The 14,394-nt window shown below is 70.0% G+C and carries 11 protein-coding genes and 1 pseudogene; 11 read left to right on the forward strand and 1 reads right to left on the reverse strand.

Going from position 1 to position 14,394, the window contains the following annotated elements:
* The 8 genes and pseudogenes from ACWDU1_RS17590 to ACWDU1_RS17625 all read left to right on the forward strand — a co-directional run.
* On the forward strand, nucleotides 1–595 hold a 595-nt coding region (locus ACWDU1_RS17590; RefSeq protein WP_449999684.1), incomplete at its 5' end, for an AIR synthase-related protein.
* 138 nt (nucleotides 596–733) lie between these two features.
* Nucleotides 734–1,858, forward strand: a complete 1,125-nt coding sequence (locus ACWDU1_RS17595) for a 4Fe-4S dicluster domain-containing protein (protein ID WP_449999686.1) — start codon at nucleotides 734–736, stop codon at nucleotides 1,856–1,858.
* Nucleotides 1,845–2,351: a Crp/Fnr family transcriptional regulator gene (locus tag ACWDU1_RS17600; RefSeq protein ID WP_449999687.1), complete on the forward strand. Its 507-nt coding sequence runs from the start codon at nucleotides 1,845–1,847 to the stop codon at nucleotides 2,349–2,351. Before ACWDU1_RS17595 ends, ACWDU1_RS17600 begins: the two co-directional genes overlap by 14 nt.
* A complete protein-coding gene (locus ACWDU1_RS17605; RefSeq protein ID WP_449999688.1) occupies nucleotides 2,348–3,199 on the forward strand; it encodes an FAD/NAD(P)-binding protein in 852 nt (283 codons plus the stop codon). Before ACWDU1_RS17600 ends, ACWDU1_RS17605 begins: the two co-directional genes overlap by 4 nt.
* Nucleotides 3,196–3,969 carry an NADH-quinone oxidoreductase subunit B family protein gene (locus ACWDU1_RS17610; protein ID WP_449999689.1) on the forward strand — a complete coding sequence of 258 codons (774 nt, stop codon included), beginning with the start codon at nucleotides 3,196–3,198 and terminating at the stop codon, nucleotides 3,967–3,969. Before ACWDU1_RS17605 ends, ACWDU1_RS17610 begins: the two co-directional genes overlap by 4 nt.
* A pseudogene (locus ACWDU1_RS17615) lies at nucleotides 3,953–5,244 on the forward strand (Ni/Fe hydrogenase subunit alpha). Before ACWDU1_RS17610 ends, ACWDU1_RS17615 begins: the two are co-directional and overlap by 17 nt.
* The gene (locus tag ACWDU1_RS17620) at nucleotides 5,241–5,765 is read left to right on the forward strand and encodes a hydrogenase maturation protease (RefSeq protein ID WP_449999691.1); all 525 of its coding nucleotides are present in this window, start codon (nucleotides 5,241–5,243) and stop codon (nucleotides 5,763–5,765) included. The pseudogene ACWDU1_RS17615 and the gene ACWDU1_RS17620 overlap by 4 nt, the downstream one beginning before the upstream one ends.
* 140 nt (nucleotides 5,766–5,905) lie before the next feature.
* A complete protein-coding gene (locus ACWDU1_RS17625; RefSeq protein WP_449999693.1) occupies nucleotides 5,906–8,488 on the forward strand; it encodes a cation-translocating P-type ATPase in 2,583 nt (860 codons plus the stop codon).
* A 71-nt stretch (nucleotides 8,489–8,559) separates the two neighbouring features.
* Here the strand turns inward: ACWDU1_RS17625 and ACWDU1_RS17630 are convergent, their stop codons facing one another.
* Nucleotides 8,560–10,299: a GAF domain-containing protein gene (locus ACWDU1_RS17630; protein ID WP_449999694.1), complete on the reverse strand. Its 1,740-nt coding sequence runs from the start codon at nucleotides 10,297–10,299 to the stop codon at nucleotides 8,560–8,562.
* Between the two features lie 347 nt (nucleotides 10,300–10,646).
* Here ACWDU1_RS17630 and ACWDU1_RS17635 point away from each other — a divergent pair, with 347 nt between their 5' ends.
* The 3 genes from ACWDU1_RS17635 to otsB all read left to right on the forward strand — a co-directional run.
* Nucleotides 10,647–11,099 carry a pyridoxamine 5'-phosphate oxidase family protein gene (locus ACWDU1_RS17635; RefSeq protein ID WP_449999696.1) on the forward strand — a complete coding sequence of 151 codons (453 nt, stop codon included), beginning with the start codon at nucleotides 10,647–10,649 and terminating at the stop codon, nucleotides 11,097–11,099.
* 29 nt (nucleotides 11,100–11,128) lie between these two features.
* On the forward strand, nucleotides 11,129–12,130 hold the full coding sequence (locus tag ACWDU1_RS17640; RefSeq protein ID WP_449999699.1) for a zinc-binding alcohol dehydrogenase family protein: 1,002 nt from the start codon (nucleotides 11,129–11,131) through the stop codon (nucleotides 12,128–12,130).
* Between the two features lie 130 nt (nucleotides 12,131–12,260).
* On the forward strand, nucleotides 12,261–14,394 hold a 2,134-nt coding region (otsB, locus tag ACWDU1_RS17645; protein ID WP_449999698.1), incomplete at its 3' end, for a trehalose-phosphatase.

A 14,394-nucleotide genomic window follows, 5' to 3' on the forward strand; every position in this document is an offset into this window, starting at 1 on the left:
AGTGTTCGTCAACACCACCGGTATCGGGCTACTCGGCCCCGAGGTCGATATCCGGCCCCAGCGGGTGCGCCCTGGCGATACGGTGCTGATCAGTGGTGATATCGGTGTGCACGGTGTCGCGGTGCTGAGCTGCCGGGAGGGTCTGGAGTTCGGTACCACCGTGCGCAGCGATACCGCACCCTTGCACGCGTTGGTCGCGGCAATGCTCTCGACCGGCGCCGACGTGCACGCCATGCGCGACCCGACACGAGGCGGGGTGGCGGCGGCATTGAACGAGATCGCCCGGGCCGCGACTGTCGGTATCACACTGGAGGAGGCGCGGCTACCGGTGCCGGGCGCGGTCCGCGATGTGTGCGGCTTGCTCGGTCTCGACCCGATGTATGTGGCCAACGAGGGCAAGCTCATCGCCTTCGTGCCGCCGGCGGACGCGGCCCGGGTGCTGGCGGCGATGCGGGCCCATCCACTCGGCGCCCACGCGGAGGTCATCGGTGAATGTGTTCCGGAGCATCCTGGAATGGTGGTCGCGCGCACCGGTCTCGGCGGGACCCGGGTGGTCGATCTTCCGGCCGGCGAACAGTTGCCGCGCATCTGTTGACCCGCCGGTCGCACCGGGCAGAGCGCTGACCGCGGTACCGAGCGGATATCGGTGACTTTCTGCTCTCGCCGCGGCGCCCGGAACCGGACCAGACTCGACACAGAATGTCGCTGGATCGGCCGAATGGAGGCGGTGAGAATGCCCGGCAGCTCCGCGGTGATCGACCGCGCAGGTCTGGACCGGCTCGTCGCGGTGCTGCGCGAGCGCGGGTACCGGGTGATCGGCCCGCAGGTTCGCGGGAGCGCTGTGGTGCTGGACGAGCTCGGGTCCGGCGCCGATCTGCCCGACGGATGGGGAGTCGAGACCGCGCCGGGTCGATACCGCCTGCACCGCCGGGATGATGACGCCGTGTTCGCGCATTCCGCAGGTCCCGGGTCCTGGAAGCAGTTCCTGCACCCGCCCCGACGCAAACTCTTCGATGTGGGGCCCGAGCTGGAATCCGAGCCCCCTGATGAGCCTCCCGTGCGTTTCGCCTTTCTCGGGGTCCGCGGCTGCGATCTGGCCGCAATCGGCATTCTCGGCCGGGTGCTCGGCGGCGGTGCCTACCCCGATCCATCATCCGCAAGTCGTTTCGCGGGACTGTTCATCGTGGCGGCGAATTGCACCGAGCCGGGGGGTGTGTGCTTCTGTGCCTCGATGGGCACCGGCCCCGGTGCCGGTGGCGGCTATGACCTCGCGCTCACCGAGCACGTCGAAGAGGAGCATCTTTTCGTCGTCGACGTCGGAACCGACACCGGTGCCGAGGTGCTCGCGCAGCTCGACGCCCGGCCGGCCGAGCCGGGCGAACTGACGCGGGCGCGGGCCTCGGTCTCGGCAGCCGCCGGCCGGATGGGCCGGGCGATGCCCGATGTGGACGTGCCGCAGCTCGTCCGGGACTCGCGGGAATCACCGCACTGGGAGGAGGTGGCTTCCCGCTGCCTGACCTGCGGTAACTGCACCATGGTATGCCCCACCTGCTTCTGCACCACCACCGAGGACGTCACCGACCTCACCGGTGACCACGCGCAGCGGTGGGAGCGATGGGCGTCGTGCTTCGAACTGGATTTCTCCTACGTCCACGGCGGGAGCGTGCGTACCAGCGGTGAGGGCCGATACCGGCAGTGGCTGAGTCATAAGCTCGGCACCTGGCACGATCAGTTCGGTAGCTCGGGGTGTGTGGGCTGTGGCCGGTGTATCGACTGGTGCCCGGCCGAAATCGATCTCACCGCCGAGGTGGCTGCTCTCGCCGAATCGGCCGGGGAAGCCCGCGATGGTAACCGCTGACGAGCTGGCCTCGTTCCCGAGCCTGGCGGCGCTCGACAGCGACGGCCGGCACATCCTGGCCGGGACCGGGCGTGAGATGTCGTTCCCGGCCGGTTACCGCGTCATCAGGGAGGGTACGCCCGCGGACCGCTGCTGGCTGATCCGCGGCGGCCGGGTACAACTGGCCGCCACCGTGGCTGGGCGCGGCGATATCGTCCTGCAGACCCTGCACGGCGGGGATCTGCTGGGGTGGTCATGGCTGGTGCCGCCGTACCGCTGGCATTTCGGCGCGATGACCCTCGAGGCGGTGGCGGCCGTCGAATTCGACGCGGCCACCCTCACCGGCCTCGCCGACGCCGATCCGCGGTTCGGCCGCGAGCTGATGCGCGTGTTCTTCGAAGCTCTGTTCATCCGGCTGCAGGCCACCCGCGCGCGACTGGCCGACCTCTATCGAGACCCCGCCGCGCCTGCCGGTTTCGACCAGGTCTCCGATGCCGCGGGCGGTGGGCGGTGACCGGCACGGCGATCGCCGCGCCGGTCGCGGGCGACACGATGCTGCCGTATCGGGTCCTACGGCGCACCGCCGCCACCCGCGATGTCGTCTCCGTGGTGCTGGAGCCGGTTCGCCGCGCGGCACCGCGATTCCGGGCGGGCCAGTTCATGATGCTCTACCGCTTCGGTGTGGGCGAGGTCGCGATCTCGGTCAGTGGAGACCCGGGTGTCGAGGACGGATCGCTCGAGCACACGATCAGATCGGTCGGCGCCGTGAGCCGGGCCCTGACCGAAACCACTGTCGGCGGGCTGGTCGGGGTGCGCGGACCTTTCGGTACCGGCTGGGGCGAGGAGACCGCGGTCGGCAGTGACCTGGTGATCGTCGGGGGAGGAGTCGGCCTCGCCCCGCTGCGCCCGCTGGTACTCGCGGTACTCGCGGCACGCGATCGGTACCGCCGGGTCACGGTGATCACCGGCGCCCGGACTCCCGCCGCCGTGCTGTTCGCACCCGAGCTCGATCGGTGGGCGCAGTGCGGTGGTATCGAGATCCGGCAGACGGTGGACCATCCGGCGCCGGGATGGCCGGGCCGGATCGGATTCGTCACCGAACCACTGGCCCAATTGGATCTCGACGGCGCCCGGACCACCGGTTTCCTGTGCGGGCCGGAGCCGATGATGCGGTTCTGCGCGCAGACGCTGCTGGGCAAAGGGGTTCCCGGCGAACGGATCCGGGTCTCGCTGGAGCGGAATATGCACTGCGGGGTCGCCCGGTGTGGGCATTGCCAGCTGGGGCCGCTACTGCTGTGCCGCGACGGGCCGATCATCGATTACGCCACCGCCGAACCCTTGCTGGCGGTGAGCGAACTGTGACCACGACACCGACGCTGGCGGTCTGGAAATTCACCTCCTGTGACGGGTGCCAGCTCACGCTGCTCGACTGCGAGGACGAACTGCTGACGCTCGCCGATCGCGTCCGCATCGTGCACTTCACCGAGGCATCCAGCGCGGCGGAACCGGGACCCTACGACGTTTCTCTGGTCGAGGGCTCGATCAGCACCCCGGACGAGTTGCGCCGGATCACCGAGATCCGCGAACAGTCCCGGATCCTGATCGCCATCGGCGCCTGCGCCACGCACGGAGGTATTCAGGCGCTGCGCAATTTCGCGGATGTCGCGGAGTTCACCTCGGCGGTGTACGCGAGCCCGGAGTACATCGAGACGCTGGCGACATCCACGCCCATCTCTGACCACGTCACCGTCGATTTCGAACTGCGCGGATGTCCCATCGATCGTCGACAGTTGCTGGATACCCTGTGCGCTTTCCTGGCCGGGCGCGCCCCCGATATCCCGAACACCAGTGTCTGCACCGAATGCAAGCGGCGCGGCACCACCTGTGTGACCGTCGCGGAGGGGATTCCGTGCCTGGGTCCGGTGACCCAGGCCGGCTGCGGCGCCCTGTGCCCGGCCTACCATCGGGGCTGTTTCGGTTGTTTCGGACCGATGGCGGACCCGAATATCCACGCGCTGCTGCCGGTGCTGGAGGTCAACGGTATGTCGGTCGACGATATCGATCGCACGTTCCGGACCTTCGCCGTCGCCGCGCCCGAATTCGCGGAGCGGGATCGTGGCGAGCGAGCGTAGACAGCTCTCGGTCGATGCCCTGGCCCGGGTGGAAGGCGAAGGCGCACTGCGTATCGTGCTCGACCAGGGCACGGTGCGGTCGGTCGAATTGCGCATCTATGAACCGCCCAGATTCTTCGAGGCCCTGCTGCGGGGGCGCGCCTACACCGAGCCGCCCGATATCACCTCGCGCATCTGCGGAATCTGCCCGGTCGCGTATCAGGTGAGCGCGTGCAACGCACTGGAACAGGTGTGCGGGGTGAAACTGGACCCACCCCTGCGGGAGCTGCGACGGCTGCTGTACTGCGGCGAGTGGATCGCCAGCCACTGCCTGCACATCTTCCTGCTGCACATACCGGATTTCCTCGGTTGTCCCGACGCGGTGGCCCTGGCCCGGACCGAACGGGAACTGGTCGAGCAGGGGCTGGCCATGAAGAAGGCCGGTAATACGCTGCTGGAAGTCCTCGGCGGGCGGGCCATTCATCCGGTGAATGTCAAGGTCGGCGGGTTCTACTCGGTGCCTGTGCCGGGCGATCTCGCTCCGGTCGCCGAATCGCTGCGCCGTGGCCTGGATTACGCGGTGAACACCGCTCGGCGCGTGGCGCGCTTCGACTTTCCCGATGCCGAACTCGACTGCGAACTGGTCGCGGCCGCCGACCCGCCCCGATACCCGATAGATACCGGCGAGGTGCAGACGAGTAGTGGAGTGTGCTGCGGCGCGGACGAGTTCGGTACCCATATCGTCGAACGGCAGGTGCCCTACTCGACGGCCCTGCACTCGACGTTCGACGGCCGGAGCTACCTCACCGGCCCACTGGCCCGGTTCACGCTGAACTATCCGCAGCTGTCGCCGCGGGCGCGGGAGCTCGCGGCGGAGGTCGGTCTGGATATACCTGCCGCAACCCTTTCCGGAGCATCCTGGTGCGCCTGGTGGAGGTCGTCCACGCGATGGACGAAGCCCTGACCCTTATCGCCGGCTACCGGCGTCCGCCGCGGGCGGCGGTTCCGGTACGCCCGCGCGCCGGAACCGGTTACGGGGTGAGCGAGGCACCGCGCGGTCTGCTCTATCACCGGTACCGCCTCGACGCCGACGGGACGGTCCGGGCCGCCGATATCGTGCCGCCCACCTCGCAGAACCAGGCGGTGATGGAGGCGGACCTGCGGTCGGTGGTAGCCGCTCACCTCGATCTCCCGGACACGGCTCTGGCCGGGCTGTGTGAACGGGCCATCCGCAACTACGACCCCTGTATCTCCTGCTCTGCGCATTTTCTGACGCTCGACATGGTGCGCCGGTGACCGGCCGCCGGGCGATCGTCATCGGCGTCGGGAGCCGATGGCGGCACGATGACGGGGTCGGCGCGGTGGTGGCCGCCGAAGTGGCCGCACTGCTCCGTCCCGGGGTCGAAGTGGTGGTCTGCACCGGCGAATGCACCGAACTGATGGACCTGTGGGCCGGAGCGGATATCGCGGTGGTGGTGGACGCGGAAGTCCGGCATGCATCGGACCCCGGCAGCATCCGATGCCTCGGGGAGAAAGAGCTGGCCGACTCGGAGCAGACCTCCGTCAGTTCACACTCTCCCGGGCTGGTGGACGCGGTGCGGCTGGGCCGGGCGCTGGGGCGGTTACCGGGGCGGCTGGTGGTGGTCGCGGCCGAGGCCGCCCGGTGGGATATCGGAAGTGGCCTGTCCGAGGCGGTGGCGGCGGCCGTGCCCCGCGTCGTCGGCACGGTGCTCGGCGAATTGGATCGCAACGGCACCGATGGCTCCCGGCCGGTGCGGAGGCCTGCGGTGCGTTACCGCGGACCGCTCGCGCGGTGACGTAATGCCCTGGTCCGAGCTCTGTCGTGCACCGCACACTGGTCGACGTCGGTTCCGATCGGGAGGAGGGCAGCCGTGTCCCGCAGCCCACACCGCACGGCGATCACCCGGGTGATCGCGAAGTGGATACCGGCCGAAAGGTGACAGCACTGCCGGGGACGGTCGGGCTGACCTCCGCCCAGGCGGCGGCGGCCGCGGCCAGGGACGGGGCCAATGTCCTGCCGCGGAATCCGCCCCGGCCCCTGTGGCGCCGGGTCGCGGGGCAGCTTCGTGACCCGCTGATACTCGTTCTCCTGGCGGCCGCCGCGCTGACTCTCGTGACCCGCGATTGGGCGGATGTCACGGTGATCCTGGCGGTGGTGATCGTCAATACGGTCGTGGGAGTGACCCAGGAGGTCCGGGCCGCGCGCGCGATCGACGCGCTCTCGACGCTGACCGCACCCACCGCGCGGGTCGTCCGCGACGGGGCCCAGACAGAGGTGGCCGCCGCCGAAGTCGTGGTCGGCGATCTGCTGATACTCGGTGAGGGCGATGTGCTGGTAGCCGACGCCGCGGTGACCGAGGCCGAGGCACTGGCGATCGACGAGTCGGCGGTGACCGGGGAGTCGGTGCCCGTGAGCAAGAGCGCCACTGGGGACACCGCACTATCGGCGGGCACCGTCGTCGTGCGGGGCCGGGGCCGTGCGGTGGTGACCGCGGTCGGCTCGGCGAGCGCCACCGGCCGGATTTCGCGGTTGCTGGACCGGCGCCCGGAACCGACGCCGCTGCAACGGCGGTTGTCGGAATTCGGCCGGGTGCTGGCCGGGGTGGTGGTGGCCCTGTGCGTGGTGGTGCTCGCGTTCGGCTTGCTGCGAGGCGAACCGGTCGAGCTGATGGTGGTGACCGCGATCAGCCTTGCCGTGGCCGCGGTGCCGGAGTCGCTACCGGCGGTGGTGACGTTGAGTCTCGCGCTGGGGGCCCGGCGGATGGCACAGCGCCGAGCCCTGGTGCGGAGCCTGCCCGCCGTCGAAACACTCGGATCGGTGACGGTATTGGCGACCGATAAAACCGGCACTCTCACCGAAGGCAGGATGGCCGCCCGGCGGATATGGACACCGGCAGTAGAGGCTTCGGTGTCCGGGTCCGGCTACACCGGTACCGTCACCGTGGGCGGGGCGGTGATCGGACCCGATGACCGGCCCGCCGTGACCACTGTCCTGACGGCGGTCACGCTGTGCAGCGATGCCGAACTGGTAGCGTCCGCTCCCGGCGAACCGGGCCACGAGACTGCTCTCGGTGACCCGACCGAGCTGGCACTACTGGGCGCCGCGCTGAAGCTGGGCCTCGATCCGCGCGAGGTCCGGTCGCGGTTGCCGCGCATTGCCGAACAACCGTTCGACAGTGACCGCAAGCGGATGTCGACCGCGCACCGCCTGCCGGACGGCACCTTCCGGATCGTCTGTAAGGGGGCGCCGGAAGCGGTGCTGACGCCCGAGGTCCTCGATACCGGCCCGGATCTGCTCGCCCGGGCGGCCGCGTGCGCGGACCGATGGGCGCACGAGGGCCTGCGGGTGCTGGCCGTCGCCCGGGCCGACCGCGCCGATTCGCCGCCGGTGGGCGAGCTGGAGCAGGGGCTGGACCTGCTCGGACTGGTCGCGATCATCGATCCGCCGCGCCCCGCCGCCGCCGCGACGATCTCCGACTGCCGGCGGGCCGGCATCCGCCCGGTGCTGATCACCGGCGACCATACGGGAACCGCGCACGCGATCGCGGCGGAACTCGGGGTCCTGTCCGGCGCGGACCGGGCGATCGACTGCCGGACGCCGGTATCGGATCGGGATCGGGCGACGGGGGCGGTGTTCGCCCGGGCCACCCCCGGGCAGAAACTGGAGATCATCGAGTCGCTGCACGGTGCGGGGCAGGTGGTGGCCATGACCGGCGACGGCGTCAACGACGGTCCCGCCCTCGAACGCGCGGATATCGGCATCGCCATGGGCGGGCGTGGCACGGAAGTGGCGCGTCAAGCTGCCGATCTCGTCCTGGCCGACGACAATCTGGGCACCGTGGTGGCCGCAGTGGAGGAAGGCCGGCGGGTGTACGACAATATCCGCCGCTTCCTGGTCTACGGGTTGTCCGGCGGTGCCGCCGAGATCGCGGTGATGCTGGCCGGACCGTTCCTCGGGCTGGCGCTGCCGCTGCTACCGGCGCAGATCCTGTGGATCAATCTGCTGACCCATGGACTGCCCGGGGTCGCGATCGGCGGCGAGCCCGCGGACCCGGATGTGATGCGCCGCCGGCCGCGGCCGCCGACGGAAACCATTCTCGGTGCCGGCCTGTGGCAACGCGTGCTGCGGATCGCCGTGGTCCTCACCGCCGTGACTCTCGGGGTCGCGGTGTGGGCCGAGCACACCGGCCGACCCTGGCAGAGCATGGCATTTCTCGCCCTGGGGCTCACTCAGCTCGCGGCGGCGCTGGGATCACGGGTCCGGACCCGGTCCCTGGCGAATCCGCTTCTGCTCGTCGCGGTCGCCGGGGCGGTCGTCCTCCAGTTCGCTGGGCTCTACCTCCCGCTGCTGCGGGACCTGCTCGGCACCGAGCCACTGACCATGAGCGATGTCGCCGTCGTCAGCATGCTGTCGTTGTCGGGCTATGTGGCGATGCGCTTGGATCGCGTGCTCCACCCACAGCGGAGACCGGGATCGGCCCCGGCGGACGGGGAGTTCCGTGCCGGGCGGGCCGGATGACCGCCTCGGCGATCACCGGGTGCCCCGGCCCGAGTATCGCTGCGGTCCCCTGCCGGCCGTACCCGCCAGGATCAGGGCAGGGGAGCGGTCCAGCACACCCGGGTGCCGCCGCTGGGTCTGCGCTCGACCTGGCATTGCCCGCCCGCCCGGTCCGCCCGGGCCTCCAGATTCGCCAGCCCGCTGCGACGCTGATTGCCGGCCGGTAGTCCGGCGCCGTTGTCGGAAACCTCGAGGGTTACCGCGTCGTCGACGCGGAGCTCGACCGACAGTGTGCCGGCGTGGGCGTGCCGCACCACATTGCTGACCGCTTCGCGCAGGACCGCTTCGACATCGTCGGACAGCGGTGGCGCCAGGACGGTTACCGGGCCGGTGATGCGGATCGAGGTCCGCAGTTCCGTGTCGGCGGTGAGTCCGGTGACGATCTCGTGCAGGTGTTTGCGGTAGTCGGCGGATTCGGTGAGGGTGGTGCTGTGCAGGTCGAAGATCGAATGGCGGATCTCCTGCATGATGGATTGCAGATCGTCGATCGTCGAACCGAGCCGGGCTTTCACCTCGTCGCCGCGGGCGCGTTGCAAGGTGCCCTGCAGGCCCAGACCGAGTGCGAACAGGCGCTGGATGACGTGGTCGTGCAGATCGCGGGCGATGCGATCGCGGTCGGCGACCACGTCCAGTTCCCGCATCCGACGCTGGGTCTGCGACAGCCGCAGGGCGAGGGCGGCCTGGTTGGCGATCACGGTCATCATCGCCTGCACCGCGGGGTCGAGGGCATCGCTTCCGGCGGGCTGGATGGTGGTGAGTACGCCGATGATGGTGTCCCCGGCGCGGAGCGGGAGCATGAGCGTGGGCCCGTACTCGCCCCTGAGCCCCGGCAGTACATCGGTGGCGAGCTGGTCGACGGTGATGGTGTGGCCCTGCCGGAACGCGCGGCCGGAATGGGAACCGCGTAGCGGCAGCCTTTGTCCGCGTAGTTCGTCCGCCCGGTCACCGGAGACGGAGACGATCGTGAGTTCGCGGACCTCGTCCTCGGGCAGGTCGGGATCGTCGGGCAGGGCCACAAAGGTGCTGACGGCCTCGGTCAGCGTGCGGGCGCGGTCGGTGACGAGGTCGAGGACCTCCTGTGGTTCACCGCCGGCCAGGAGTTCGGTGGCCACGTCCCGGGTCGCTTCCAGGCCGCGCTGGCGCACGCGGGTCTGTTCGTAGAGGCGAGCGTTCTCGATGGCGATACCGGCGGCCGCCGCCAGCGCCTGCACCACCACCTCGTCGTCCTCGGTGAATTCCTCGGCACCTATCTTCTCGGTGAGGTAAAGGTTGCCGAACACCTCCTCGCGGACCTTCACCGGAACACCGAGGAAACTGTGCATCGGCGGATGATGGGCCGGGAACCCGACCGACGCCGGGTGATCGGCGATATTCGCCAGCCGGATGGGTTTCGGCTCCTGGATGAGCACTCCCAGCACCCCGTGGCCGCGCGGAAGATCACCGATCAGCACCCGGGTCGGGTCGTCGATCCCCTCGTAGACGAACTCGGCCAGCTGGTCGCTCCTGCCGTCGGTACCGCGTACACCGAGGGCGCCGTAGCCGGCATCGACCAGCTCGATGGCGGTGTGCACGATCGAGGTGAGGGTGTCGTCCAGGTCCAGGCCCGCGGTGATGGACAGCATGGCTTCCATCAGCCGGTCCATCCGGTCACGCACATCGACGATCTGGGCGATGCGTTCCTGGACCTCGTCGAGTAGTTCGTGCAGCCGCAACTGCGAGAGCGTTTCGGTTACCGGTGGCCGACCACGCCTCGCGGACACCTGGCGTTCCATGAGCCGTATTCTTCCACCGCCCGCGGCCGCGCGCCACCCATCGGACCAGGTCAGGAGCGAGTATCCGAGACCAGAGGTACCAGGCGCCGAGATTTCCGACGCATCAAGTGCGTGGGCATCCACGTCCGGATGCCGTCCGGGTACCCCACTCGGGATCTGGTCCCGATCGGGGACGGTCGCGCTCCTCCGGACGGGAGTCTCCGGCCGGATGCCTGCCACCACCGTTCCGGATGGCAGGTGGACGAAGGTACTTGGTGAGCGGCTGCCGAGTGCGTTCGGCCCTGTCCCCCCTCGGCCCCCGGTGGTGATCTGGTGTGAGTACTACCAGGGAAAAGCGGTGAGAGGTGATGACCGGGTCAGAGCTGCCCACGAGTTACGGCGCGGGGCCGCGCCGTGCGGTGGGTATCGAGCGTGCCGAGGCGTTGCGGCTGCTGGCTTCCGCTCCCTTCGGCCGGATCGTGTTCACTCACGACGCGCTTCCCGCGGTGCGCCCGGTGAACCATCTGATCGGGGAGAACGGCAAGATCGTGGTGTGGACACGGCCCTTCGCCGGGCTGCTACCGGCCCCGCGCGGCCGGTCGGTGATCGTCGCCTATTACGCCGACGATATCGACCCCGTCCGGCGGGCCGGGTGGTCGGTGCTGGTCACCGGACCGGCCCGGGTGATCGATGCTCCCGAAACCGCCGAAGAGTACGCGCGCCGGCTGGGACCGTGGGATGACCCGGAATCCGGCGTGGTGATCGGTATCGAACCCACTCTCGTATCCGGTACCCGGCTGATCGAGGAGGTCGCGGTATGAACACGCGGTCGGCCGCGCTCCCACCGACCATGCGGGCGTGGCGGGTGCGGGAGCCCGGCAGCGTCGACAGCGGCCCGATCTCCGAGCAGCGGGAACCGCTGCCGGGCCCCGGGCCCGGTGAACTGTCGGCGCGGGTCCTGGCCTGCGGGGTCTGCCGGACCGACCTGCACGTAGTAGAGGGTGACCTGCCCGTGCACCATCCGCATGTGGTTCCGGGCCATGAGGTCGTGGCCGAGGTCACCGGCACCGGACGGGCGAGCGGTACGGAGTTCGCGGTGGGTGACCGCATCGGAATCCCATGGTTGCGTCATACCTGCGGGGTGTGCCGGTTCTGCCGGCGCGGCGCGGAGAATCTCTGCCCCGAGTCGCGGTACACCGGGTGGGACGCCGACGGCGGTTACGCCGAATATGTCACCGTACCGGCGGATTTCGCGCTCCCGCTGCCTGCCGGATACGGCGATCGGGAGCTGGCGCCGCTGCTGTGCGCGGGCATCATCGGCTACCGGGCACTGACCAGGGCGGCACTCCCGGACGGGGGCGTGCTCGGCATCTACGGATTCGGCGGCAGCGCCCATCTCACCACCCAGGTCGCGCTGGCCCGCGGCGCCCGGGTCCATGTCATGACGCGGGGCGCGGCCGCCCGCGAACTGGCGCTGGATCTCGGCGCCACCTCGGTCCAGCACGCCGCCGACCCGCCCCCGGAGCCCCTGGACTCCGCCATCCTGTTCGCCCCGGCCGGAGAACTGGTACCGCCCGCGGCCGAAGCGCTCGCGGCCGGTGGGACCTTGGCGCTGGCCGGTATCCATCTCACGGATGTACCGCCGCTGAATTATCAGCGGCACCTCTTCCGGGAAAAGCAGATCCGCAGCGTCACCGCCAATACGCGGGCCGACGCCCGGGCATTCCTGACCTTCGCCGGTGAGCACCGGCTGCGGGTGCGGACCCATCGGTACCCGCTGGATCACGCCGACCGCGCGCTCTGCGACCTCGCCCACGGCCGGTTCGACGGAGCGGCGGTGCTGGTGCCCTGAGCCGGAGACACCGGCAACCGCGGTTCGACGGCCGCAGTCGCGAACCGCTGGGCTACCGGGATGGTCCGGCGCCGAAAGTACGGACCTTCGGCCCCTGCCCGATGCGGCACGATCCGTTCACACTGAGATGGTGGCCGACCATACGGGCACGCCGCGAATCGATACCCGCCGCCACGATGCGGTGATCTTCGATATGGACGGCGTGGTGACCGACAGCGCCGCGCTGCACGCGGCGGCGTGGACCGAACTGTTCGACGCCTTCCTGGCCGCGCGGCCGGCCGGCCCGGGGCAGGACAGATCGCCGTTCACAGCGGCCGACTATCTGAAGTACGTCGACGGCAAACCCCGGTACCAGGGGGTAGCCGACTTTCTCGCCGCTCGGGGGCTTCGGCTGCCGTGCGGCGACCCTCGTGACCCGGCGTCGACGGAAACCGTGTGCGGCCTGGGTAACCGCAAGGACGAACTCTTCCTGCGGCGGCTGGCCCACGACGGTGTCGCGGCATTCGATTCGACCGTGGCCCTGGTGCGGCGGCTACGCGGTGAGGGCGTGCGAACCGGCGTGTTCTCCGCGAGCCGGCACTGCGCGCGGATACTCGCGGCAGCGGGAGTCGGGCATCTGTTCGAGGTCCGGGTGGACGGGGTGGACGCCGACGAACTGGGGCTGCCGGGCAAACCCGATCCGGCGGTGCTGCGAGAGGCGGCGGCCAGGCTGGGAACAACTGTGGATCGGACGGTGGTCGTCGAGGACGCCGAAGCGGGGGTGGCGGCCGGACGGCGAGGGGGATTCGCTCTCGTGATCGGCATCGACCGTACGGGCGCCGTGGATCGGTTACCGGCGGCGGGCGCCGATGCGGTGGTCGAGGACGCGGCCGGGATCGAGGTCCTCGGTGGGTTTCGGCGGGTCGGCGAGGTGCCGGATATCTTCGAATTCTGGCCGCAGGTCGGTGATCTGCTGGATTCCGGGACTCTCGCCGTCGTCGTGGATTTCGACGGGACGCTGTCGGAGATCGTTGCCGACCCGGCCGCCGCCGAGCCGGTGGACGGTGCAGCCGCGGCACTGACCGAACTCGCCGCGCACTGTCCGGTGGCGGTGATCAGCGGGCGCGGTCTCGACGATCTGCGGGCGCGCCTACCCCTCCCCGGAATCCGGCTCGCGGGCAGCCACGGATTCGAGCTGATGGCGCCCGGCGGTTCCCGCACGGTGCCCGAGGTGGTCCCGGGTGTCGAAGCGGCGCTGTCGCGCGCGGCCACCGATCTGCGGTCGCGGCTGGGTGGGATCGCGGGCGTCGCTGTCGAGCACAAACGTTTCGCGGTGGCGGTGCACTTCCGGAACGCGGCCGGCGAGGATGCCGCGACGGTGGTCGCCGCCGTGCGCGACTACGGCCGCGCGGCGGGATTGCGGGTCACCGCGGGGCGCAAGGTGATCGAAGTGCGCCCCGATGTGGACTGGGACAAAGGCCATGCCCTGCGCTGGATTCTCGGCCACATCGACGGGCCGTCGGATGCGATCTATATCGGCGACGACGTGACCGACGAGGACGCGTTCGACGCGGTCGGTCACGAGGGCATCGCCGTGGTGGTCCGTGATCCGGAGAATTGCGACCGATACACCGCCGCCCGGTTCTCGGTCGCGGGCCCGCGACGGGTGCGCGACCTGCTCGTCCGGCTGGAGCGGCTCCTCGGTGCGCGGACCGGGCGAGCCCGGTCGGAAGAGTGGATTCTCGGTTACGAGGGGTACGAACCGGAACGGGAGACGTTGCGTGAGGCCCTGTGCACGCTCGGCAACGGCTATTTCGCGACCCGGGGCGCGGCACCGGAGTGCAGCGCGGGCGAGTACCACTATCCGGGCACTTACGCGGCCGGTGTGTACAACCGCCTCGAGGATGTGGTTCGCGGGCAGCACGTCGAGAACGAAAGCCTGGTCAACCTGCCCGACTGGTTGCCGGTGACCTTCCGCGTCGGCGACGGTGAGTGGTTCGATGTCGATACCGCCGACCTGCTGGAATACCGGCAGCACCTCGATATCCGTCGTGCGGAACTGCGCCGCGTGTTCCGGTTCCGCGATGGAGCGGGCCGCATCACCCGGGTGGAGCAGCGCCGCTTCGTCGCCATGCACCGGCCGCCGCTGGCCGCCCTCGCCGTCACGGTCACCGCCGAGAACTGGTCCGGCGTCCTGCGGTTGCGGTCGATGCTCGACGGCACCGTCGACAACAGCCTCGTCGCCCGCTACCGGGCGCTGTCGGGCGCCCATCTGACCTCGGTCC

Source organism: Nocardia sp. NPDC003345, from assembly GCF_053589395.1.

What these genes read in the sequence shown, in the direction of transcription:
- ACWDU1_RS17595 (WP_449999686.1), top strand. Translation starts at nt 734, where the DNA reads ATGCCCGGCAGCTCCGCGGTGATCGACCGCGCAGGTCTGGACCGGCTC.
- ACWDU1_RS17600 (WP_449999687.1), top strand. Translation starts at nt 1,845, where the DNA reads ATGGTAACCGCTGACGAGCTGGCCTCGTTCCCGAGCCTGGCGGCGCTC.
- ACWDU1_RS17630 (WP_449999694.1), bottom strand. Translation starts at nt 10,299, where the DNA reads ATGGAACGCCAGGTGTCCGCGAGGCGTGGTCGGCCACCGGTAACCGAA.
- ACWDU1_RS17635 (WP_449999696.1), top strand. Translation starts at nt 10,647, where the DNA reads ATGACCGGGTCAGAGCTGCCCACGAGTTACGGCGCGGGGCCGCGCCGT.
- ACWDU1_RS17640 (WP_449999699.1), top strand. Translation starts at nt 11,129, where the DNA reads ATGCGGGCGTGGCGGGTGCGGGAGCCCGGCAGCGTCGACAGCGGCCCG.